The following is a 21,971-nucleotide window of genomic DNA, read 5'->3' on the forward strand; positions in this document are numbered from 1 at the left end:
CCGCCCCGGGGTCTCGGGGGGTCGGAGGGGCGCGGGCGGGGGGCGGGGCCCACCCCCCACCAAGCCCCAAAACCCGCGACAACGCCCCACGGCCGCGCCGGGCGCCGTCCGCGGTGGCCGCCGCGATCGCCTGCTGGATGGCGTCGAGCCGCCGGTGGACCGCGTCGATGTCCCCCCGCGTCGCGGACATCCGCGCCGGTTCGAGCCAGACGACGATGCTGCCGCCGGGACCGAGGCCCGCCTCGGCGACGTCGCCGGCGCCGTCGGCACCCTGGGCGCGGAGGGCAGCCTCGACGTCCGCGCGCCGCAGCCCCTCCCGCCGCAGCGACCGGTCCAGGAACCGGCCGTGCCGGATCAGCGGGACGTCGGAGCCCTCGAACAGCCGGACGGCCCGCTCGGAGCGGGACACCACCCGGACGACGACCGCGTTCGTGGCGACGAGCACCGCGGCGGCCAGCAGCCCCCCGGCGACGCTGTCGTCGGGCCCGATGAGCGCGTTCTGGACGACGGTGGACAGCAGCAGCACGACGACGAGGTCGAACGAGTTCAGGTGGGCCAGGTTGCGCTTCCCGGCGACCCGCAGCAGCAGGGCGAGCGCCGCGTAGACCGCGACGGTGCGGAGGACCTTCTCGCCCGCGGGGACGTCGAGGGTCCAGACGTCCGACACGGTCCGGGGCCGTCCGGGTCACGCCGAGGCGCGGGCCCGGCTCCAGGCCGCGCGCGCCTCGGCGGTGGTGGGGTCGAAGTCGGCCTTGGTCCGCCGGAACAGGTCCTGCAGGTCCCGCCAGAGCTGGTCGGCGGACGGGCGCCCCCAGAACCAGTAGCCGCAGTAGACGCGGTCGATCACCAGTCCCGGCGCCAGCACCAGCGTGTGGGGCACGGTGGCCGGGTGGTGCGGGTCGGTGTACTCGTCGATGCCCAGCGCCCGCTGGACCGCGAGGTCGCCGTCGGAGAGGAAGGTCCACCAGGCGCCGGTGGAGCTCTTGAGCTTGTAGGTGTCGTGCAGGTCGTTCGGCACGATCGTGACCAGCGAGGTGAAGGCGATCGGGAGGACCTCCTGGAGCCTGAGCAGCTCCCGGTGGTGGGCCCGCTCCCGGGGGCAGTGCTCGCCCCGGCCGAGCTGCAGCACCATGGCGTCGGAGCCCTGCAGCTGCGACAGCCGCCACGGGGTCCCGTTCTCGTCGGGCAGCTCGAAGTCCGGCACCACGGCGCCGACGTCCAGTCCGGTGCTCATCGGTCCTCCTCGTCGCGGGGACCGACGCCGCCGATCCCGGTCCGGATGCGGTAGACGCTCGTGGGCGCCGTGACGTACAGGGTGCGGCGGTCCGCGTCGCCCCAGGCGAGGCCGACCGGGCGCTCCGGCAGGTGCAGCGTGCCCAGGTGCCCGCCGTCGGGGGACAGCACCCGGATCCCGGAGCGCCCGCAGACGTACAGGTCGCCGTCCCGGTCGACGGTGATGCCGTCCACCGCGTCCTCGCCGCCGGCCGGGTGGACGACCACCCGGCCGCCGGACAGCGTGCCGTCGGCCGCCACGTCGTAGCGCACGACCGCCGGGCGGGCGGGGTCCCGGTCGGCGACGTAGAGGTGCCGCTCGTCGGGGGACAGGGCGATCCCGCCGGGATCGGTGAGCCCGTCCTCGACGAGGCGCACGACGCCGTCGCGCACGCAGAAGACGCCGCTGGACGGGAGCTCCCGCTCCGGGTCGTCGGCGCCGCCGGGCAGGCCGGACGGCGGATCGGTGAAGAAGAGCGTGCCGTCCGAGCGGTACACCAGGTCCTCCGGGCTGTTCAGCCGCCGGCCCTCGTGGCGGTCGGCCAGGACGGTGGTGTCGCCGTGCGGCTCCACCCGCAGCACCCGGCGGTTGCCGTGCTGGCAGATGGTCAGCCGCCCCTGCGGGTCGACGGCCAGCCCGGCCGAGCCGGGCGCGGTGAACCGGCCGATGTCGGTGCCGGCGTAGCCGCTGTGCGACCGGAACACCGTGACCCCGCCCCAGGGCGTCCACCGGTAGACGTGGTTGGTGGCGGGCGAGCTGAACAGCAGGGCGCCGTCGGCCGTCCACACCGGGCCGGCGGTGGACTCGAGGCCGCCGGCGACCCGCTCCGCCCCTGCGCCCGGCTCCAGGACGGCGTCCAGGCCGGCGTCCGCCCGGGTGGTCCGCAGCAGCACCGGCTCGGTCCGCCGCGCCCGGTCGGCCGGGTAGAGGTCCAGCGTGGCGCTGCGCAGCCAGATGTAGTTGCGGGGGGAGGCGGAGACGGGGCCGTTGGCGCCGAACACCGCGATCCGGAAGGTCTGGCCGGGCCGGGCGTCGTCGGTGAGCACCACGCGGTTCGGGGCGTTGAAGCCGGCCACCACCTGGCCGCCGGTGTCGCCCAGCGCCACGGGCAGCCGGCCGTCCACCCAGACCTCGGCGTAGTCGTCGACCACGACCTCGAAGACCACCGTGGTCCCGGTCGGGTCCAGGTCCCCGACGCGCTCGGGGAGGGTCACGCTCACCCGGTACCAGTTGAAGCAGACCCGCCCGCCGGCCAGGCGCAGCTGCGTGTCGCCGGGCGAGAGCACCCGCCAGGCGGAGTCGTCGAAGTCGGCCGCCCCGGCGTGCGGCAGCACGTCGAAGGTCCGGTTCGGCACGTCGCCCGGGCCGAGCGGGTCGGCCGGCGAGCCGACCTCGACGAAGTCGATCTCCTCGACCCGGGCGTCGCTGTACCGCCAGGTGGCCCCGACCAGCGCGGCGCCCTCGTCGGTCTGCAGGTCGACGACCGCGGCCGGGGCGCCGGGCAGCAGCTGCGGCGGCCGCGGCAGGTCGGCGGCCGGCCGGTGGCCGGTCGGCGCGGCCGTGGGGACGGCCGTGGAGGTGGCCGCGGACATGACCGTGGCCACGGCTACGCCACCACCTTCGTCACGAGGTACAGGAAGGGGTCGGAGACGTCGACGAACTGGTGCGGCACGCCGGCCGGGACGACCAGCACGTCGCCCTCGCCGAGGTCGTGGGCGGTCCCGCCGTCGAGCGCCTCGGCGCGCAGCTCACCCGGCCCGACCTCGTGCGCGGAGCGCATCGTGCCCCCGGTGACGACCGTGGCCCGGCCCTGCACGACCCGCATGACGTCGACCACGGCGGCGTGGTACTCCACCGCGCCCGGGGCGGTGCGCCGTCCGGCGTCGACCTGGTAGCGGGCGGTGTCGACCAGCAGTCCGCCCGAGCGGAACCGCTCCTCGACCTCGGGCGCGGGGACGAGGACGGCGTCCTGCACGCCGGCGCCGGAGGCGGCCCGCCGGCCGGCGTCCCGGCCGATCTCGGCCAGCTCCTGGTCCTCGTCGGCCGAGGACGCGCCGCTCACGCCCACGGCGCCGACGACGTGGCCGTCGACCTCGATCGGCATGCCGCCCTGCAGCGGCACCGCGCCGGCCAGGTGCAGCGCCGACGGGCGCCCGCCGGAGGCCTGCTGCTCGAAGTCCCGGCTCGGGCGCCGGTAGAGCGCGGCGGTGCGGGCCTTGTCGGTGGCGACGCCGACGCTGGCGACCTGCGCCGCGTCGGGGCGCCACAGGTACACCAGGTCGCCACCCGCGTCGACGGCCGCGGCGACCGGCGCCACGCCGCGGGAGGTGGCCGCGTCGGCGACGGCCCGGATCGCGACCTGCGCGGCGGTGGCGCCCAGCGCCGGCACCTCGCGGGTGCTGAACGGCGCGGCCGCGCCGGCCAGGGAGACCGCCTCGTCCTCGTCCGGGGTCTCGCCGCTGGTGCCGATCGCGCCGACGACCTGGCCGTCGACCGTCAGCGGCACGCCTCCGGTCAGCGCCCGCGCGCCGTGCAGCGCCAGCGCGCCCAGCCGCCCGCCGGTCACCTGCTCCTCGATCTCCCGGCTCGGCCGCACGAAGACCGCCGCGGTCCGGGCCTTGTCGACGGCCACCTGGTCGCTGGCGGCCTGGCTGTCCTCCGTCCGGCGCAGGGCGAGCACCCGCCCCGCGGCGTCGACGATCGCGATGACGACCCGGTGGCCGTGCGCGGTCGCGTGCTTCTCGGCGGCGGCGAGGACCGCGTCCACGCCGACGCCGTCGAGGACCCTGCGCGTGCGGACCGCGGTCATGGCGGTCACGCTCCTCTCGTGTTCAGGACGGCGACCCACACGGCCGTGTCCGCGGTGATGAACAGCCGGTCGCGGTCGCGACCGCCGAAGGTGAGGTTGACCGCGCCGGGCACGGCGAGCCGCCCGAGCAGCGCTCCGCCGGAGGTCAGCACCCGGACGCCGTCGGGGCAGCAGACGTAGAGCCGGCCGGCCACGTCCACGGCGAGCCCGTCGGGGGTGCCCGTGGGCGTGGTGTCCACGACCCGCCGCGCGGCGAGCGCGTCCCCGCCGACGACCTCGTAGGCGTAGACGTGGTGCGGCCGGTCCCGGTGGTGGCTGCCCGGCTCCTGCTCGGCGCCGCTGTCGGCGACGTAGAGCACCGTCCCGTCGGGGGAGAAGACCAGCCCGTTGGGCTTGTCGAGGTCGTCGGCGACCACCCGCAGCCGGCCGGTGGCGGGGTCGAACCGGTACACCGCGTCCGGCAGCTCGGGCGCGGGACGGAAGCCCTGCAGGTGCCCGTACGACGGGTCGGTGAACCAGATGGTCCCGTCCCGGTGCACGACGACGTCGTTGGGGGAGTTCAGCGGACGCCCGTCGTGGGCGTGCACGACCGTCGTCGTCGCCCCGGTGGCGGGGTCGAGGTGCGCCAGCCGGGCGGGGGAGTCGGGGCCGCCCTGGTCGCACACCAGCAGACCGGACCTCCACGCGGTCATCCCGTTGGGCGCGACGACGGTCCCGGGCACGGTCGTCACGGGATCGGCGCCGGCGCCGGCCCGGTCACCGTCCAGCGCGACCCGCCGGACCAGCGCCCCGGGCGGCCGGCCCCGGGGGGTCGTGGTGACGTAGAGGGCGTCGTCGCGGGGCAGGTACGTCGGGCCCTCGTGCGCGTCGCACCGGACCAGGACCGCCAGCGACGGGGACGTGCCCGTGACGGCGGCGAACCCCGCGTCGTCCGCGACGACGGCGTCCGCCGACAGACCGGTTGCCATCGCCCCTCCTCCCGTCCCCCCGACCGCGGGGGGCTCGTGCACCGGCTGTCCCGGGTCGGCCGCGGGCGTTTCACCACCTCCTCGTCCCGCCGTGCTCGGCCGGGCGTGTAACCGATCCCCGGGGTGCACCGACGTCAGGGGTGCAGGGGCTGCCGTCCGGGCGGTTCCCCCGAGAGGTCAGGGGTGGTCGGTCATGGCTCCCAGGACGACAGACGGGTCCGGGCTGGTCGAGCTGGCCCGCCGCGAGCACGGCGCCGTCGAGGTGACACTGCTCTGGGACCGGGGGACCGGCGCCGCGGTGGTCGTCGTGTGGAACTGGGACACCGGCACCTGCCTCCGGCTGGAGGTCGAACCCGGGCGGGCCGGCTACGCGTTCGCCCACCCCTACGCGGTCGCCGCCGAGCAGGAGGTGTCCTCGGGTGACGTCCTCCAGGCGGCCTGACCGCAGCGCCGGCGCGGCCCGGCGCCGGAGGTGGCTGTGGCCGGCCGCGGGCCTCGCCGTCCTGCTCGCGGTGGTGCTGGTCTGGTTCCAGCCGCAGAAGCTCCTCTACGGCCAGCGGGTCGACGAGGCCCTGCCGACCGTGGCGGCCGGACCACCGGGGAGCGCCGCCCCCGGCGCATCGTCCGGCGCGGCGACGGCGCCGCAGCCGCCGGTGGAGCTCGCCTCGGGCGGCTTCGTCTCCCGGGAGCACGCCACGAGCGGCACCGCCCGGGTCCTGCGCCTCGCCGACGGGCGGGTGGTCGTGCGGTTCGAGGACTTCGCGACCTCCAACGGGCCGGTGCTGGTCGTCTGGCTGTCCCCGAACCCGGCGCGGGGGGAGGAGGACGCGTTCGGCGACGGGCACGTCGCGCTCGGGCCGCTCAAGGGCACCGCCGGCGACCAGAACTACCTCGTCCCCGCCGGCGTCGACACCTCCGCGTACGCGAGCGTGGTCGTCTGGTGCGACCGCTTCGACGTCGTCTTCGGCGCGGCCGACCTCGCGCCGCCCGGCTGAGCACCCGACCCACGAGAGGCACGTCATGGCTGATCCGATCCACCCGCTGCGCGACCACCCGCGGATGGCGGCCGAGACCGGCCGGGTCGAGCCCGTCCCGCGGCGGATCCGGGCCACGCTGGCCGGGCGGACGGTCCTCGACACCACGCGCGCCCGCTACCTGTGGGAGATCCCCGCCTATCCCCAGTACCTGGTGCCGGTGGCGGACGTCGATCCCGCCTGCCTGGTCGACGAGGGGTCCGAGCAGCACTCCGCGCACGGCACCGCCCGCCGCCACGGGCTCCGCGCCGGCGGGGAGGACCGGCCCGGCAGCGTCCGGGTCTTCGGAACCGACGCCGCCGAGGGGGTCGCCGGGACCGCCCGCTTCGACTGGACGGCGCTCGACGCCTGGTACGAGGAGGACGAGCAGGTCTTCGTCCACCCCCGCAGCCCCTACGTCCGGGTCGACGCGCTGCGGTCCCACCGCCACGTCCGCGTGCAGCTCGACGGGCAGGTCCTCGCCGACAGCCGGAGCCCGGTGCTGCTCTTCGAGACCGGACTGGTCACCCGCTACTACCTCCCGCGCACCGACGTGGCGTTCGAGCGGCTCCGCAGCAGCGACACCCGGACGGCCTGCCCGTACAAGGGCGTCACCTCGGAGTACTGGTCGCTGCGCGGGGACGGCGGGACGCCGGCTCCCGAGGACGTCGCCTGGTCCTACGCGTTCCCCACCCAGCAGGTCGCACCGATCGCCGGTCTCGTGGCCTTCTACAGCGAGAGGGTGGACGTCGAGGTCGACGGGGTGGCCCTGCCGCGAGCCCGGACCCGCTCCACCTGACCCGGCGTGCCGGGGAAGGGGGACCAGCTGCTCCGGCGTGGTGACCGTGGGGCCGCGGTGGCGACCTGGCAGTGGCGCCTCGTCCAGGTCCTCGACAGGAGGATCGACGTCGACGAGGTCTTCGGGCCGATGACCGAGCAGGCGACCCGCGACTTCCAGAGCACCTCGGGCCTCGCCGTGGACGCCGTCGACGGCCACGCACCCGAGCCGCGATGGTCCGGGCCCTCGGCCTCTGACGCGCACGGGGCGTCGGGGTGGATCGTCCGTACGCACGTCCTTCGAGCGGAGGTGGATGGCGATGACCGGGCAGCAGAGGTGCGACCTCGTCCTCGAGGGCGGTGGCGTCAAGGGCATCGGCCTGGTCGGCGCCCTCTCGGTGCTGGAGGAGGCCGGGTACCGCGTCCAGCGGGTCGCCGGGACCTCGGCCGGGGCGATCGTCGGGTCGCTGGTCGCCGCGGGGACCCCTGCGGCGCGGCTGGCCGAGATCATGGCCGGGCTGGACTGGCGCCGGTTCCAGGACAGGAGCCTGGTGGACCGCATCCCGATCCTCGGCAAGGCGCTGTCACTCGCGTTCGACAAGGGCCTCTACGAGGGGCGGTACCTGCGCGACTGGCTGGTCGACCGGCTGGCCGAGCGCGGGGTGACCACGTTCAGCGACCTGGCGATCACCCCGGAGCAGGACCCGGGCTCCGCGCTGCCACCGGAGAAGCGCTACCGGCTGACGGTGGTCGTCTCCGACGTCACCTGCGGCCTGATGCGCACCCTCCCGGCGGACTACGACCGCTACGGCCTCGTGGCCGACGACGTCCCCGTCGCCGACGCCGCGCGGGCCTCGGCCTCCATCCCGTTCTTCTTCGAGCCGGTGACCCTCGACGACGTCCGGGAGAGACGGAAGGTCGTGCTGGTGGACGGCGGGATGCTGTCCAACTTCCCGGTCGGGGTCTTCGACCGCCGCGACGGCCGGCCGCCGCGCTGGCCGACCTTCGGGATCAAGCTCTCCGCCAGGGGTCCGGCCACGCCGCCCGGGTTCGCGGTGCGCGGCCCGGCAAGCCTCAGCCTGGCGTTGCTCAAGACCCTGATCGGCCACACCGACCGGGCCCACCTCAACGACCCGGACGTCGTCGAGCGGACGATCTTCGTCGACACCGACGGCGTCTCGGCGACCGACTTCGACCTCGACCGGGCGACCGCCGACCGCCTCTACGAGAACGGCCGCACCGCCGCGCGGCAGTTCCTCGACACCTGGGACTGGGACGCCTACCTCGCCCGCCGCACCACCCGGCTGGGGGCCGAGCCGAGGATCCCGCAGCAGGCGCCGGCGCCCGACACCCTGGAGGCAGCACCCGGCACCTGACGGCCCGGCCTCCCCGGACACGGGCGAGGCGCGCACCGCCGTGGTGGACTCGTTCCCTCGGACGGCCGCGGCGTCGTCCGCAGGCGGCTGCAGAAGTGGCGTCGTGCGGGTGCGGCCACGCGGGCTCGTCCTGCTCGCTCCCGCCGCCGGGTGGGCCGCCCGGTTCAGTCGGGCTGGTCGACGCAGAGGATGTTGCCCTCGCTGTCGGTGAACCAGGCCGCCCGCCCCATCCCGGGGATCGAGGCGATGGGGCCGGCCCACTCGACACCGGGCATGTCGTAGTGCTCGAACCGCACGCCCTTGGCCTCGAGGTCGTGGACCTGGGACTCGATGTCGTCGACGTGGACCTGGGCGAGCGTGTGCCCCGCCCGCCCGGCGAAGTCGGTGCGGTAGACGGTGAAGCTCGTCCCGCCGGTGGTGCGGTACGTGAGCTGGACGCCCTCGACCTCGGCGACGGGGGTGAGGCCGAGCTTGTCGGCGTAGAAGTCACGCGCCCGGTCGAGGTCGCTGGCCGGGATGTTCGCCTCGACGCGGCTGTCGTTCAGCATGGCCGGCTCCGGTCGGCTCGGTGGAGTTCCCCCGTGCGGACGCCCGGACGGTAGACCCGCGGCCGGGCCGGAGGAAGGGTCCCTGGTCACGGGTGCGGCGCGGGCGGATCCGGCCGGTCGGTGCCTCGCTACGGGGACCCGGCGGTCGCCGGGCCACGGCCCCGCAGCAGCGTGGCGGTGACCCGTCGCACGCGTGCCACGACGGCGTCGGCGTCCTCGTCCGTCGAGCCGAACTGGCCGTCGGCGAGGAGGGCGGCGTGGCCGTGGGCCACGGTGAGGACGTCGACCGCCAGGTCCCTCGCGGCCTCCTCGTCCGCGTCGCCGTCGGGCCGGGCGGCGAGCGCCCGGGCGGCTGCCAGCCAGGTGCCGTAGCTCTGCAGCGCCGCCTCGGCCAGCGCCGGGAACCGGGACTTGGTGACCTCGGCGCGGAACAGGGCACTGAAGAGGGCCGGCTCGTCGACGGAGAACCGGACGTAGGCGGCCGCTGCCGCGCTGAGCTGCGCGGCCGGGTCGGACTGCCCGGCGATCGCGGCGTCCAGCCGAGGCCGGAGCACCTGGTGGGCCCGGACGCCGACGGCCGCCAGCAGCGACTCCTTGTCCGGGAAGTGCCGGTACGGAGCGCCGACGCTCACGCCGGCCCTGCGCGCGGCCTCGGCCAGGGAGAAGCCGTGCACCCCCTGCTCGCGGATCAGCTCGATCGCCGTGTCGGTGAGCACCGCCGGGAGGTCGCCGTGGTGGTAGCCGCGCTCCGGTCCCGACGTCTTGACGCTCCTGGGCATGCATGTCACCTTAGTGACCGCAATGTATGTAGTACTCACATACATCTCGGAGGGAGCCCGACGTGCCGCACACGTGGGAACACCAGTCACGGCCGGACCTGCACGGGGCGGTGGTCCTCGTCACCGGGGCGAGCAGCGGAGTGGGGGCAGCGACGTCGCGTGCCCTCGCGGAGACGGGAGCCCACGTGGTGCTCGCGGTCCGCGACCCGGACAAGGCCCGCGCCGTCGTCAGCCGCATCGCCGACACGGTCCCCGGTGCCTCGCTCGAGATCGCGCGGGTCGACATGGCCGACCTCGGGAGCGTCCGGGCCCTGGCCGAGTCGGTCGCGCGCCGCCACGACCGTCTGGACCTGCTGGTGAACAACGCCGCGGTGGCGGCCGTCCCGCGGCAGGTCACCGTCGACGGCCTCGAGTTGCAGATCGCCGTCGCCCACTTCGGCCACTTCGCGCTGACCGGCCGCCTGCTGCCGCTGCTGCTGGCCACCCAGGACTCACGGGTGGTGACGGTGACCAGCGGCATCGCCGCCAGGCCCCGGATCGACCTCGCCGACCTGCAGTCCGAGCGGGACTACCGCCGCTACCCCGCCTACGCCCAGGCCAAGAGCGCCAACATGCTCTTCGCCCTGGAGCTGCACCGCCGCCTGGAACGGGCGGGTGCCGAGACCCGCAGCCTCGCCGCGCAGCCGGGGTGGACCCGCTCGGGACTGGGGCCGGGGGACACCGCCGGCCGCGTCGAGCGGGCGCTCATCGCCGTCGGCAACGCGCTGTTCGCCCACGATCCCGAGGTGGGCGCGCAGCCGATCCTGACGGCGTCCCTCGCGCCGCTCCCCGGAGGCACCTTCGTCACGCGCCGCCGCCTGAACGGCCTCAAGGGCGCCCCGGTGCCGGTGGCACCGGACCGGATCCCGGCCGATCCCGAACAACAGTCCGGCCTGTGGGCAGCCTCGGAGGCGCTCACCGGCGTGACGTTCCCCCTGTCCCCCGCGGGGTCGCCCGGTGCGCCGGTGTCGGGGGAGGAGGTGAGCCGGCCGTGAGGACGGCCCTGGTCACCGGGGCCACGAGCGGCATCGGCCGGGCCACCGTCGAGCGGCTGCTGCGGGACGGCTGGCACGTCCTGGCAGCCGGCCGGCGCGCCGGGCCCCTGGCTCCGCTCGTCGAGGCCGGCGCCCGGCCGGTCGTCTTCGACGTCACCGATCCCGCCGGCACGCGGGTCACCGTCACGGAGGCGGTGGAGGCGTCCGGCGGTCGGCTCCACGCCCTGGTCAACGCCGCCGGGTACGGCCTCTACGGTGCCGTGGAGGCCACCGACCTGGACCGGGCGCGGGACCAGCTCGAGGTCAACGTCCTCGGCCTGGTCGCGGTGACGCAGACGGCGCTGCCCTCCCTGCGCCGCGCCGGGGGAGGCGTCGTCGTCAACATCTCCTCGGTGGCCGGCCGGATGACCACGCCCATGGCGGGCTGGTACTCGGCCTCCAAGTACGCCGTCGAGGCGCTCTCCGACGCGCTCCGCGCCGAACTGCACGACGACGGCATCCGCGTGGTCGTGGTCGAACCCGCCGCGATCGCAACGGGCTTCGAGACCGTCGCCCTCGCGCACGCCCGCCGCAACAGCAGCCCCCGCTACGCCCGGATGGCCGACGACCTCGAGCGGCTGGTGCGCGACGGGTTCCGCGGCGCGCCACCTCCCGACGTCGTCGCCGACGTCGTGGCCCGCGCCGTGAGCAGCCCGCGGCCCCGGACGCGCTACCTCGTGCCGCGCCAGGCCCGCGCGCTCGTCGCTGCCCGCGGCCTGCTCGGCGACCGCGCCTTCGACGCGGTGATCCGTCACCGCATGCGCTCAGGGCGACCGCGGACGCGGAGTGGCGCGATGGCCTGAGGGCCTCCTCGCGCGACGAGACCCTCGTCGTCGTGGACGGACCGCCGTCTGAGCGCGGTGAGCGGCCACGGCGGTGCACACTCGCTGCACGGGACGGTCGGGCGGGACGAGGCGGCGGGCAGGACCGATGACGGACACAGGAGTGGACGGTGTGACCGTCGTGCGCGGCGGCACGACGGTGCTGAGCGACGTGACGCTGCTGGCGGCCGACGGCGAACTGCTCGTGGTGCTGGGCCCGTCCGGCAGCGGCAAGTCGACGCTGCTGCGTGCCGTCGCCGGTCTCGAGGAGGCCGGCTCCGGCGACGTGCTGATCCGGGGCCGCCGGGTCACCCGGCTGCCGTCCGCCGAACGGCACGTGGCCATGGTGTTCCAGTCGTCCGCCCTGTTCCCGTTCCTCGACGTGGCGCGCAACCTCGGGTGGGGACTGCGGGTGCAGCACCGGCCCGAGGCAGAGGTGCAGGAGCGGGTCCGCGGCCGGGCCCGGCAGCTGCGGCTCGGCCGTCTGCTGTCCCGCCGGCCGGGTCAGCTGTCCGGGGGCGAGCGCGGGCTGGTCGGCATCGGCCGAGCGCTCGTGCAGGTCCCGGACGTCTTCCTCCTCGACGAGCCCCTCGGCGACCTCGACGCCGTGCAGCGCGTCGAGGTCCGGCGGCAGATCGTCGCGGCCGTCCGTTCCCTCGGCGTCCCCACCTTCTACGTCACCCACGATCCGGCCGAGGGCCTGGTGATCGCCGATCGGGTCGCGCTGCTGCACGAGGGCCGCATCGTGCAGGTGGGCAGGCCCAGGGAGTTGTACGAGCGGCCGGTGGACCTGTTCGTCGCCGAGTTCATCGGCGACCCGCCGATCGGGCTGCTGTCCGCCCGGCTGGTGTCCGCCGGTGGGCAGGCCGGCTTCCAGGTGGGTACCCGGACCCTGCCCCTGTGGCAGGCGGTGCCGCCGTCGCTGCTCGACCACGTCGGCCGCGAGGTCGTCCTCGGACTGCGCGCCGAGGACGTGCACGACGCCCAGGCCGGTTCCGACCCGGACGCCGTCACGCTGGACGGGGTGGTGAGCCACGTCGAGTACACCGGGCGGCACCACGTGGTCGCGGTCGTGGTGGACGCTGCGCCGGACGACCCGGACGGCGGACCGCCCGGAGGCGGTTCCTCCGGCGGCATCCTGCACGCGTTCTTCCCGCCGCGGGCGGTGATCCGCCCCGGGGACGCGGTGCGGGTCACCGTGGACGCGACTCGCGCGCACGTGTTCGACCCCGCCACGGGCCGTGCGCTGCACCACCCTCTGGATCGGCGCTGAGCACCACCGCGTCGAACGCCGGACTCCCCGTCCGCGCCGGCCGGCTTCCTGGCCCGGCTCGGCTGCACCCGCATCGGCTCCCGGCATCTTCGGGGAGCGGACCACGAAAGCGCTGTTCAGAGCGGCTGAACCGCAGGCCAGCGTCGAGCCTCAGTGGGTGGGTCATCGGGCGAGTTGTCGCGTCCGGACCGGCACGGAGGTATCGGTCAGCCGTAGACGTCGGCACGGTGCGAGATGCGCACGACCCGGACGAGGACCTCGTCGTCGTGGATCGAGTAGACGACGCGGTACTGGCCCCGTCGCGCGGACCAGTAGCCCTCGAGATCGAAGCGCAGCGGCTTGCCGACGCGGTACGGGTCCGCAGCCAGCGGCCCGTAGAGGAAGTCGACGACCGCGACAGCCACCGGCTCGGGGAGGTCGCGCTCGATGGCCCGCTTGGCCGCTGCCGAGAGGACGACGGTGTACCGACCCGGGCCGATCACCGCCGGCGGGCCGCGAGTGCGGCCCGCACCTCCGCCTCTCCGTAGGCCTCGCCGCCGGCCATCTCCTCCTCTGACTGCCGGATCTCCGAGCGCGCTCGAGGGTCGGACAGGATCTCCAGGGTCTCCATCAGGGACTCGTAGTCCTCGACGGCCAGGATGACCGCGACGGGGCTGCCGTTCCTCGTGACCGTGACGCGTTCGTGCGTGCCGGCGACCTCGTCGATCACCTGACTGAAGTGCGCCTTGACCGCCGCCAGCGACCGCGTCGTCATGACCACAATCATGGTCAGCCAGCGGGCGGCGGTCAAGGACCTCGGCCGGGAGGCCGGTCAGCTCGTCGAGCACTTGCTCGCGGCCGAGGGGCGATCAGCGAGCAGGAGGAACAGTGGACGCGCCAGCCGCTGCGCTCGATGGTCCACGGTGTGTCGGAACTCGGTCCCAGGAGCCCGGGGAGGCGACCGGAGGAGTACGCCCGATCAACTGCAGGACGTGGGTTGTCCGTCGAGTGATCGCTGTGCTCCCCTGGCGTTGAGCGCCGACTCATCCATCCGCGCTGGTAGGACGCTTGGCCCTGCTCGGTTGGACCCGCATGGGTTCGCCCGGCATCTTCGGGTAGTCCGGCGGATAGGGGAGGTCGCCCAGGCCGGCGTCCCTCTCCTGCCGCTCGGCGAGCTCCAGCAGCGGCTCGATGCCGAACGCGTGCCCAGCCAGCCCGGCGTGCTTGTCACCGACCGCCGTGAAGCGGGCCGGCATGGTCAGCACGTCGAAGTCGGTGGGGTGGACGTCGGGCAGCTCGTCCCAGTCCAGCGGGGCCGAGACCGGCGCGTGCGGCTTGGGCCGGATGGAGTAGGCGGAGGCGATGGTGCGGTCCCGAGCCATCTGGTTGTAGTCGATGAAGATCTTCTGGCCGCGCTCCTCCTTCCACCACGACATGGTCACGCGGTCGGGCAGGCGCCGCTCCAGCTCGCGGCCGAAGGCGATCACCGCCCGGCGCACCTCGGTGAAGGTCCAGCGCGGCTGGATGGGCACGTACACGTGCACCCCCCGCCCGCCGGAGGTCTTGGGCCAGCCCTCCATGCCGAGCTCGTGCAGCAGTTCCCGTACGTGCGGGGCCACCCAGACGGCGTCGGCGAAGTCGGTGCCCGGCTGCGGGTCGAGGTCGATGCGGATCTGGTTCGGCGACTCGACGTCGTCCTTGCCGACCGGCCACGGGTGGAACGTCAGCGTGCCGAGGTTGGCGCACCACGCGACGACGGCGACCGAGTCGGGCGCGATCTCGTCGGCGGTCCGCCCGCTGGGGAAGGTGATGTGCGCCGTCGGCACCCAGTCGGGGGCGTTCTTGGGGACCCGCTTCTGGTAGAACGCGTCGCCGGTGTTGTCCACCCGCGTCGACAGCCGGGCCCCCTCGAACACCCCGCCGGGCCAGCGCTCGAGCGTGGTGGGCCGGTCCCGCAGGGCGAACAGGATCCCCTCGCCGACGGCGACGAAGTACTCGACGACGTCGATCTTGCGGATGCCGCGCTCGGCGAAGTACGGCTTCTCCGGGTTGGAGACGCGCACCTCGTGCCCGTCGATGGTCAGGACCACCGCGTCCTTGCTGCTGCTCGCCATCCGTCAGCTCCCGGGGCCGGGGCGGCTCAGGCCGGGCACGTCAGCCCGTCCTGCGGCGCCGTGAGGTCGATGAGGTAGGCGTTCACCGCCGTCGTGACGCACTCGGTCTTCGGGTAGGCGGTGTGGCCCTGTCCCTGCCAGACCACCAGCACGCCCGCGGTGAGGTCCTCGGCCATGTTCTCGGCGCCGGGCAGCGGGGTCACCGGGTCACCGCTGTTGCCGACGACGAGGAGCGGCGCGCTGCCCTCGGCGTCGCGCTCCGGCAGCGGCGTGCGAGGGGCGTCCCACACCCCGCAGGTGTAGAGGCTGGAGGCGGCACCGGCGCCGAAGAGCGGGTAGCGGGTCACCCAGTCCTGCGCGAGGGCCAGTACCTGCTCCTCCGACCAGGTCTCGTCCTCGGGGGTGTCGGCGCAGTCGATCGCGATGCTCGCGTCGGTCTGGTTGGTGTAGGTCCCGTTGGGCAGCCGGCCGGTGTACCGGTCGGTGAGGGAGAACAGCCCCGCGGCGTCGCCGTTGTTGCGCGCGGCGGCCAGCGACTGCGACAGCTGCGGCCACGAGCCGGGGTCGTACATGGCCGCGAGCACCGCCGTGAAGACCACCCCGGGCGTCGCCGTCCGAGTCTCGCCGGGGACGGAGCTGGGGATCGGTGTGCCGGCGGCCTGGGCGAGCAGCTCGTCGAGGAAGCGGCGCGGCTCCCCGCCGAGCGGGCACCCGGAGACCAGCCCGGTGCAGTTGGCCGCGAACGCGTCGAAGGACGCCTCGAGCCCGGCGGCCTGCGACTCGACCCGGGTCTGCGGGTCGGCGTCGGGGTCGACCGCGGCGTCGAGCACCATCGCCCGCACGTTCTCGGGGAACAGCTCGGCGTAGGTGCTGCCCAGCGTCGTCCCGTAGGAGTAGCCCAGGTAGGTCAGCTGCTCGTCGCCCAGCGACTCCCGCAGCAGGTCCATGTCGCGGGCGGTGTCGGCGGTGTTGAACGTGCCCAGCGCGTCGCCGTACTCCTCGGTGCAGGCCTCGGAGATCTCGTCGGTGATGGCCAGGACGTCGTCCATCTGCTCCTGCGTCGTGGGTCGCGGCTCGGCGGCGGTCGAGCGGTCCTTCAGCTCGGCCGGGATGCACTCCACCGGCGTGGACAGGCCGACGCCGCGGGGGTCGAAGCCGACCAGGTCGAAGCGGCGCAGCACGTCCTCGGGCATCGACAGCGCCAGGCTCAGCGCGGCGTCGGCCCCCGACCCGCCCGGGCCTCCGGGGTTGACCAGCAGCGAGCCGATCCGGTCGGTCTGCCCGGCGAGCGTGGCCCGGACGAGGAACAGCGGCAGCGTGGGGCCGTCGGCCTCGTCGTGGTCGATGGGCACCTCGGTGCGGCCGCACTCGAAGAACAGGTCGCGCTCGCTGCCGGGCGTCCCGGCGATCAGCTGGGTGATCTGCGCGTCACAGTCGGTCCAGGCGATCGGCGCGGCCTCCACCTCGGCCGGCGCCGACGACTCCGCCGCCGACGAGGCCTCGGCCTCACCGGCCGACTCCGAGAACGAGGTGCAGCCGGTGACCGCCAGGAGCAGTCCGGTCGAGGCGGCGAGCACACCGCGGCGCAGACGCATGATCACCACGGTAGGAGGCCGGTGCCAGGGGTGCAGGGCGGTGTCCGGGACCTCACCCCGAGAGGACCTCGGCGAGGTCGTAGCGCACCGGGACCTCGAGCTGGTCGTAGGTGCAGCTCACGGCGTCGCGGTCGGGACGCCAGCGCAGGAACTGCCCGGTGTGCCGCAGCCGCCGGCCCTCGAGCTGGTCGTACTTGATCTCGACGACGAGCTCGGGCCGCAGCGGCACCCACGACAGGTCCTTCTTCGCGTTCCACCGGCTCTGCGCGCCCGGCATCCGGTGCTCGCCATCGGCCTGCAGCTCGGCGTTCGCCCACTCCCGCCAGGGGTGGGTGTCCAGGGCGTCGGTGCGGTAGGGCGCCAGCTCCTCGACCAGCTCGGCGCGCCGGGCCATCGGGAACGACGCCGCGACGCCGATGTGCTGCAGGCCGCCGTCGTCGTAGAGGCCCAGCAGCAGCGACCCGACCACCGGCCCGCTCTTGTGCCAGCGGAACCCGGCGACGACGCAGTCGGCGGTGCGCACGTGCTTGACCTTGGTCATCAGCCGCTGGTCGGGGCCGTAGGGCAGATCCGGGGCCTTGGCGACGACGCCGTCGAGTCCGGCGCCCTCGAACTCCTCGAACCAGCGCCGCGCGGTCCCGGCGTCCTGCGTCACCGCCGTCACGTGCACCCGCTCGTGGGTGCCGGACAGCACCTCGCGCAGCCGCGCCCGGCGCTGCGCGAACGGCGTCTCCATCAGCGACTCGTCGCCCACCGCCAGCAGGTCGAAGGCGACGAAGTGCGCCGGGGTCTGCTCGGCGAGCAGGTCGACCCGCGACTTCGCCGGGTGGATGCGCTGCAGCAGTGACTCGAAGTGCAGCCGGTCGCCCTGAGGCACCACGATCTCGCCGTCGACGACGCAGCGCTCCGGCAGCGCCTCCTTGACCGCGGCCACGACCTCGGGGAAGTAGCGGGTGAGCGGGCGCTCGTTGCGGCTGCCGAGCTCGACCTCGTCGCCGTCGCGGAAGACGATGCAGCGGAACCCGTCCCACTTGGGCTCGTAGAACGTCCCGTCCGCCGTGGGCAGCGTCGTCGTGGCCTTGGCCAGCATCGGCTTCACCGGCGGGAGAACGGGCAGGTCCATGCCGGCCAGTCAATCAGCGCTGTCCGACGGTGCACAGGACGACGTCGACCGAACGGGTGGCGCGGCCCGATCCACGAGATGACCAGATGACCAGACTAAGTGCATGACGGTGTCGGTCGGGGTGCACGAGGCGAAGACGCACCTGTCCCGGCTGCTCGAGCGGGTCGCGGCCGGTGAGGAGGTCGAGATCACCAACCGCGGGCGCGTGGTCGCCCGCCTGGTGGCCCCCGCACGGCGCACGCCGAACTTCGGCTTCGACCGCGGCAACGTGTGGATCGCCGACGACTTCGACGAGCTGCCGGAGGACCTGCAGCGGGCGTTCGAGGGCGAGGAGTGAGGGTCCTCCTCGACACCCACGTCCTCGTGTGGGCGGCGACCACTCCGGAGCGGCTGGGATCCGACCTCCAGGCGATCGAGGACGCCGAGCAGAGGCTCCTCTCCGCGGTGTGCGTGTGGGAGCTGGCCGTCAAGCAGGGCCTGGGCAAGCTGACCCTGGGGTCCGACGTCCGCACCTGGGCGCGTCGGGTGGCCGCGGAGCTGGCGCTGGACCACCTGCCCGTCACCGCCGAGCAGGCGGTCGCGGTCGAGCACCTCCCCGACGTGCACCGTGACCCCTTCGACCGGCTCCTGGTGGCTCAGGCCGTCGCCGAGGGGGCCCTGCTGCTGACCGCGGACTCCCGCCTCGCCGGGTACGGGGGCGCCGTCCGGCTCGTCGGCTGAGGTCGGTCGCGGCCGGTGGCGGCGCCGCCGGGACTCAGCCCGGCCGGTCGACCAGCCCGATCGCTGCCGGAGGGGTCGCAGCGGGGCGGACGGCGGGCAGCCGGACGGTGGTGTCGTCGAACGGTGCGGGGTGCGCGTCGTGGCCGGGCGACGTCCGCGGACGCGCCCCCGGCGAGGCCGCGACGGCGGCGCAGACGAGGACGATGAGCAGGCCCGCGCCCTTGGGCGAGTGCAGGACCGCCGCGAGCCGGCCGAGGTGCGGCACGGCGAACCACAGCTCGCCGCGCACCGAGGAGGCCGGGACCGGGTCGAGGTCCGGGGCGTCGTTCGCGTCGCCCCGGGTGGTGAACACCGGAACCCCGCTGGTGGTGTCCACCGCGACGACCCGGTGGGTCACGAGCTCCGGGGCGCCGGGACGGCGCTGGAACGTGATCACGTCGCCGGGCTCGACCTCCGCCGTGTCGGCCGTGCGCGTGAAGACCATGCCGCCCACCGGCAGGCCGGGCGTCATGCTCCCGCTCAGGACGGCGAGCGCGGAGCCGCCGGTGACCGCGGGGTAGAGGGCGATGCCGAGTGCGGCCGCCGTCGAGGTCACCAGTACGAGGCCCAGCACCCAGGAGACGAGTCGGCGCAGCCGGCGCACGAGCGCGTTCCCGGCCGCGGGCTCCGCGGCGCTGGCTCGGCGGGACACGTCCCGATGCTCCCCGGCGGGCCGGCGGCCCACATCATCGAAATCGACGATGTGCCGGTGGACCCCGCGCGCGCACGATCGTCCGCGTGCGCTGCCGGTTCCCCGTGACCCGCCGTCGTGGGGCAGGTGGCGCGTGAGGCGCGGCACGGCCTGGGCCCTCGGCGGTGTCCTGGCTGGGACGCTGGTTCTCGGCGTGGACGGCACGACGGCCACGTTCGTCGACACCGCCGTCCTCCCAGCGAAGGCGGGGGCGGGGTCGGTGACCCTCGACGTGACGCCGGAGGGCCCGGTCGCGGGTCACCGGCTGCTGATGAACCCGGGCCAGGGCGGCACCGTCCGGGTCGCCACGGACGTCTCCGGAGCCGCGCCGGCCGAGCTGCGGCTCGCGGTGGTCGGCGTCCCCGAGGAGCGGCCGTGCGCCGGGCTCCCCGACATCACGCTCACCGTCCGGCCGGCCACCGGGGCACCGACCGTCGCTGACCTGTGCGAGCTGGCGACCGGGCGCGGCGCTCCGTTGCTCCTCACGGACGCCCCGGACAGCGAGACCACCCTGTCGCTCACGGCCACCGGGGAAGGCGGCTCCCCGGCGGCCGACCGCTGGGACGGCACCCTCCGCCTCACCCTGGAACACCGGGGAGGCGGCTTCAGCGACGCGCGTGACGTGCCCGTCCGCGTCGTCCGGCCCGACGCCCAGGGAGGCCACGGCGGCGGGGCAGAGCCCGGTCGCGCCGGCGGGGACTGACCGCTCCCGGGGGCGGTCAGCGTGCCGGCAGCGGGCCCGGCCGGTCGAGCCAGCCCGACCGGCGGGCGAGCGCCACCGCCTGCAGCTGGGAGTTGACCGCCAGCTTCGTCAGCACGGCGCGGATCTGCGTGCGGACGGTGGCCTCGCTCACGTGGGCCGTCGCCGCGATCGTCGCCGCGGGCATGCCGGCCGCGAGGCACCGCAGCACCTCGTCCTCCCGCGGGCTCAGCTGCCGGAACGGCGCCAGCCGGGCGGTCTCGTCGGCGCGCGCCCGCCGGGCGGCGGCGAGCAGGTCCTGACGGCGCCCCTCGTCGAGCACCGGCCGTCCCTCCCGAACGGTGCCCAGCACGCGGACGAGGCTCTCGAGGTCGGTGTCCTTGGGCAGGACCGTCACCGCGCCACGCTCCACCGCGGTGCCCCAGGTCCCGTTCCCCGTCTCCGCGGTGAGGACCACGACCCGGCAGTCCGCGCTGGTGAGCGGACCGACCAGGTCGAGGCCGTCGATCGGCACGCCGTCGGCCCCGGTGCCGAGCCGGAGGTCGAGGAGCACCGTCGCCGGGGCGGCCGCGGCGCAGACCCGGGTGATCCCCTCGGCGGTGTCGGGGACCACGCGCCGGGCGGGGACGCCGGCCGCCCGCAACCCGATCTCCACCGCCTGGGCGAACAGCGAGTGGTCGTCGACCAGCAGCACCGGCGGGCCGTTCATCGCGCCAGGCCCAGTTCGGTGGGCACGTCCACGGCGGACCGCGGTCGCGGGACCGCCGCACTGCGGGCCGCCTGAGCCGGGGCCCGGACGGGCAGCGTGAGCACGAAGCAGCAGCCGACGGGGCTGTCCGCCGTGGTGAGGTCGCCACCGTGCCGCCGGGCGAGGTCCCGGGAGATGGCCAGACCGAGGCCCTCGCCGGGGCTGTCGGGGCGCCGCGCGCCGGCCTCGAAGACGGTGTCCCGGGGACCGGCCGGGAGGCCGGGGCCGTCGTCGGCCACGGTGACCATGAGCCGGTCGGTGACCTCGACCGACACCCGGCACAGTGACCGAGGCGTGTGGGACAGGACGTTGCCGAGGAGGTTGCCCAGGATCACCGCCAGGGCATCGCCGTCCACGGCCACCGGCGCGGTCCCCGAGGGGGACCAGGCCACCCGCAGGCCGCGCTCCCGGTGGCTGACGACCAGGGGCCGGACGACCCTGTCGAGGTCGACGACGGTGACCGACGGCGTCCGATCGGGCAGTCGCAGCATGCGCCCGAGCCTGGCCAGCTCCAGGGTGATCGACTCCTCCAGGTCGGCGCGGGCAGCGCTCGCCGGTCCCAGGTGGCGGACGGCGGAGGACGCGGCGCGGACGCCGGCGACCGCCGCCCGCGCGTCGTGCAGGCAGGCGCGGGCCTGCTGCAACTCCCGCTCGTGGCCGGCGAGCTGCTCCAGCAGCCCGGCGACGTAGCGCTCCTGACCGGCCAGCGCGCCGGTGAGGCGGTGGAGCCCGACCAGGACGGCGGCCAGCGCGACGGCGAGGAGCCCGGTGTCCTCGACGGCCTGCACCGCGGCGGCGGTGCCGGGCACGACGGCCGGGAGGCCCGGCGCGGCGGTGAGGAGCCCGACGACGAGCGCGCTCGCGCCCAGTGCCCCGGAGGACCTCCGGTCGTGGGCATCGAGCCGGTCGCCGCGCGGGGTGGCGCCGGCGACGAGGACCCACAGCGCGCCGGCCAGCACGAAGCCCGAGGCTCGTGCGGCGCCGCCGAAGGGGATCGACGGACCGAGCGTCCCGGCGGCCACGAGTACCGCTGCGACGAGGGGGAGCGCGACCAGCCCGGCACCGATCGCGGTGTCCCGCCGCGGCCGGGTGCCGGCGTCGGTGGCGGCGCGGAGAACGGCGCAGGCGGCGGCCACGACCACGGCCAGCCCGACGCCCTCGGCCAGGTCCGGCGACCGCTGGTCGAGGAGGGCGGAGGCCGCGACCGTGGCGGGATCGTGCAGGCCCAGCAGGACCAGCCCGACGCCGGTGTACCAGGTGGCCCGCGTGCCGGTCACCCGCCAGCAGAGCAGGAACATCGCACCCGCGGCGACCAGGCCCAGGGTCGCGAGCAGCACCAGGACGGTGTGCCGCGCCTCGTGGCCGGCCGTGACCAGGACCGTGAGCGCCGCGGCGACGACCGTGCAGCGACCGACGGACAGCCACCGCCGCCCAGAACTGATCGCGCACATGCTCCGCACTCCTCGAACCCTCCGTCGAACGAAGGGCACCACATCACACGGACGGGTGACAGCACGGCGGCCCGCGACGAGGGAGAGGCGCCAGCGCCACG

General features: G+C 75.2%; 25 protein-coding genes and 1 pseudogene. 11 read left to right on the top strand and 15 right to left on the bottom strand.

The genetic code is table 11. The annotated features are described in order from the left end of the window. From ACI79V_RS19290 to ACI79V_RS19310, 5 genes are all read right to left on the bottom strand, one after another. Window positions 1–667, bottom strand: a 667-nt coding sequence (locus ACI79V_RS19290) for a YetF domain-containing protein (RefSeq protein ID WP_456891821.1), incomplete at its 3' end; no start/stop codon positions are given. An 18-nt stretch (window positions 668–685) separates the two neighbouring features. Beyond that, a complete protein-coding gene (locus ACI79V_RS19295; protein WP_456891823.1) occupies window positions 686–1,234 on the bottom strand; it encodes a redoxin domain-containing protein in 549 nt (182 codons plus the stop codon). Beyond that, complete coding sequence (locus ACI79V_RS19300; protein ID WP_456891824.1) at window positions 1,231–2,877, bottom strand: SMP-30/gluconolactonase/LRE family protein; 1,647 nt, start codon at window positions 2,875–2,877, stop codon at window positions 1,231–1,233. The genes ACI79V_RS19295 and ACI79V_RS19300 overlap by 4 nt, the downstream gene beginning before the upstream one ends. Before the next feature lie 2 nt (window positions 2,878–2,879). Beyond that, window positions 2,880–4,082, bottom strand: coding sequence for a heme-binding protein (locus ACI79V_RS19305; RefSeq protein WP_456891825.1), 1,203 nt, complete (start codon window positions 4,080–4,082; stop codon window positions 2,880–2,882). Between the two features lie 5 nt (window positions 4,083–4,087). Further along, on the bottom strand, window positions 4,088–5,050 hold the full coding sequence (locus ACI79V_RS19310) for an SMP-30/gluconolactonase/LRE family protein (RefSeq protein WP_456891827.1): 963 nt from the start codon (window positions 5,048–5,050) through the stop codon (window positions 4,088–4,090). A 193-nt stretch (window positions 5,051–5,243) separates the two neighbouring features. Between ACI79V_RS19310 and ACI79V_RS19315 the strand changes: the two genes are divergently transcribed. The 5 genes and pseudogenes from ACI79V_RS19315 (at window position 5,244) to ACI79V_RS19335 (ending at window position 8,216) form a co-directional block, all read left to right on the top strand. Continuing rightward, window positions 5,244–5,492, top strand: coding sequence for a hypothetical protein (locus ACI79V_RS19315; protein WP_456876923.1), 249 nt, complete (start codon window positions 5,244–5,246; stop codon window positions 5,490–5,492). Beyond that, entirely contained in the window at window positions 5,470–6,045 is a 576-nt protein-coding gene (locus ACI79V_RS19320; protein WP_456891829.1) for a DM13 domain-containing protein, read from the top strand. Before ACI79V_RS19315 ends, ACI79V_RS19320 begins: the two co-directional genes overlap by 23 nt. A gap of 25 nt (window positions 6,046–6,070) precedes the next feature. Next, on the top strand, window positions 6,071–6,862 hold the full coding sequence (locus ACI79V_RS19325) for a DUF427 domain-containing protein (protein ID WP_456891831.1): 792 nt from the start codon (window positions 6,071–6,073) through the stop codon (window positions 6,860–6,862). Between the two features lie 57 nt (window positions 6,863–6,919). Further along, a pseudogene (locus tag ACI79V_RS19330) lies at window positions 6,920–6,988 on the top strand (hypothetical protein); the annotation flags it as partial. A 172-nt stretch (window positions 6,989–7,160) separates the two neighbouring features. Continuing rightward, a complete protein-coding gene (locus tag ACI79V_RS19335) occupies window positions 7,161–8,216 on the top strand; it encodes a patatin-like phospholipase family protein (protein ID WP_456891833.1) in 1,056 nt (351 codons plus the stop codon). A gap of 164 nt (window positions 8,217–8,380) precedes the next feature. Here the strand turns inward: ACI79V_RS19335 and ACI79V_RS19340 are convergent, their stop codons facing one another. Beyond that, a complete protein-coding gene (locus tag ACI79V_RS19340) occupies window positions 8,381–8,764 on the bottom strand; it encodes a VOC family protein (protein ID WP_456891835.1) in 384 nt (127 codons plus the stop codon). A 128-nt stretch (window positions 8,765–8,892) separates the two neighbouring features. Then, a complete protein-coding gene (locus ACI79V_RS19345) occupies window positions 8,893–9,543 on the bottom strand; it encodes a TetR/AcrR family transcriptional regulator (RefSeq protein ID WP_456876916.1) in 651 nt (216 codons plus the stop codon). A 62-nt stretch (window positions 9,544–9,605) separates the two neighbouring features. Here ACI79V_RS19345 and ACI79V_RS19350 point away from each other — a divergent pair, with 62 nt between their 5' ends. The 3 genes from ACI79V_RS19350 (at window position 9,606) to ACI79V_RS19360 (ending at window position 12,710) form a co-directional block, all read left to right on the top strand. Beyond that, the gene (locus ACI79V_RS19350) at window positions 9,606–10,577 is read left to right on the top strand and encodes an oxidoreductase (protein WP_456891837.1); all 972 of its coding nucleotides are present in this window, start codon (window positions 9,606–9,608) and stop codon (window positions 10,575–10,577) included. Next, window positions 10,574–11,419 carry an SDR family NAD(P)-dependent oxidoreductase gene (locus ACI79V_RS19355; protein ID WP_456891839.1) on the top strand — a complete coding sequence of 282 codons (846 nt, stop codon included), beginning with the start codon at window positions 10,574–10,576 and terminating at the stop codon, window positions 11,417–11,419. Before ACI79V_RS19350 ends, ACI79V_RS19355 begins: the two co-directional genes overlap by 4 nt. 151 nt (window positions 11,420–11,570) lie before the next feature. Then, the gene (locus ACI79V_RS19360) at window positions 11,571–12,710 is read left to right on the top strand and encodes an ABC transporter ATP-binding protein (protein WP_456891841.1); all 1,140 of its coding nucleotides are present in this window, start codon (window positions 11,571–11,573) and stop codon (window positions 12,708–12,710) included. Window positions 12,711–12,916: 206 nt separating this feature from the next. Here the strand turns inward: ACI79V_RS19360 and ACI79V_RS19365 are convergent, their stop codons facing one another. The 5 genes from ACI79V_RS19365 to ACI79V_RS19385 form a co-directional block, all read right to left on the bottom strand. Next, entirely contained in the window at window positions 12,917–13,192 is a 276-nt protein-coding gene (locus tag ACI79V_RS19365; RefSeq protein ID WP_456891843.1) for a type II toxin-antitoxin system RelE family toxin, read from the bottom strand. Further along, a complete protein-coding gene (locus tag ACI79V_RS19370; RefSeq protein ID WP_456891845.1) occupies window positions 13,189–13,464 on the bottom strand; it encodes a type II toxin-antitoxin system Phd/YefM family antitoxin in 276 nt (91 codons plus the stop codon). The genes ACI79V_RS19365 and ACI79V_RS19370 overlap by 4 nt, the downstream gene beginning before the upstream one ends. Before the next feature lie 268 nt (window positions 13,465–13,732). Further along, window positions 13,733–14,803, bottom strand: a complete 1,071-nt coding sequence (locus tag ACI79V_RS19375) for a DNA polymerase domain-containing protein (protein WP_456891847.1) — start codon at window positions 14,801–14,803, stop codon at window positions 13,733–13,735. A 26-nt stretch (window positions 14,804–14,829) separates the two neighbouring features. Continuing rightward, window positions 14,830–16,398, bottom strand: coding sequence for an alpha/beta hydrolase (locus ACI79V_RS19380; RefSeq protein ID WP_456891849.1), 1,569 nt, complete (start codon window positions 16,396–16,398; stop codon window positions 14,830–14,832). 52 nt (window positions 16,399–16,450) lie between these two features. Further along, on the bottom strand, window positions 16,451–17,521 hold the full coding sequence (locus ACI79V_RS19385; protein WP_456891851.1) for an ATP-dependent DNA ligase: 1,071 nt from the start codon (window positions 17,519–17,521) through the stop codon (window positions 16,451–16,453). A 103-nt stretch (window positions 17,522–17,624) separates the two neighbouring features. Between ACI79V_RS19385 and ACI79V_RS19390 the strand changes: the two genes are divergently transcribed. Then, entirely contained in the window at window positions 17,625–17,858 is a 234-nt protein-coding gene (locus ACI79V_RS19390) for a type II toxin-antitoxin system Phd/YefM family antitoxin (protein WP_456891853.1), read from the top strand. Beyond that, window positions 17,855–18,241: a type II toxin-antitoxin system VapC family toxin gene (locus tag ACI79V_RS19395; protein ID WP_456891855.1), complete on the top strand. Its 387-nt coding sequence runs from the start codon at window positions 17,855–17,857 to the stop codon at window positions 18,239–18,241. Before ACI79V_RS19390 ends, ACI79V_RS19395 begins: the two co-directional genes overlap by 4 nt. Window positions 18,242–18,275: 34 nt before the next feature. Here the strand turns inward: ACI79V_RS19395 and ACI79V_RS19400 are convergent, their stop codons facing one another. Then, entirely contained in the window at window positions 18,276–18,932 is a 657-nt protein-coding gene (locus ACI79V_RS19400) for a signal peptidase I (RefSeq protein ID WP_456891857.1), read from the bottom strand. 133 nt (window positions 18,933–19,065) lie between these two features. Here ACI79V_RS19400 and ACI79V_RS19405 point away from each other — a divergent pair, with 133 nt between their 5' ends. Further along, the gene (locus ACI79V_RS19405) at window positions 19,066–19,674 is read left to right on the top strand and encodes a hypothetical protein (protein ID WP_456891859.1); all 609 of its coding nucleotides are present in this window, start codon (window positions 19,066–19,068) and stop codon (window positions 19,672–19,674) included. A 16-nt stretch (window positions 19,675–19,690) separates the two neighbouring features. Here the strand turns inward: ACI79V_RS19405 and ACI79V_RS19410 are convergent, their stop codons facing one another. Both ACI79V_RS19410 and ACI79V_RS19415 read right to left on the bottom strand, forming a co-directional pair. Continuing rightward, on the bottom strand, window positions 19,691–20,380 hold the full coding sequence (locus tag ACI79V_RS19410) for a LuxR C-terminal-related transcriptional regulator (protein ID WP_456891861.1): 690 nt from the start codon (window positions 20,378–20,380) through the stop codon (window positions 19,691–19,693). Beyond that, window positions 20,377–21,870 carry a sensor histidine kinase gene (locus ACI79V_RS19415; protein ID WP_456891863.1) on the bottom strand — a complete coding sequence of 498 codons (1,494 nt, stop codon included), beginning with the start codon at window positions 21,868–21,870 and terminating at the stop codon, window positions 20,377–20,379. Before ACI79V_RS19415 ends, ACI79V_RS19410 begins: the two co-directional genes overlap by 4 nt. Window positions 21,871–21,971: the final 101 nt, after the last annotated feature.

It is taken from the genome of Geodermatophilus sp. SYSU D00700 (genome assembly GCF_054050255.1).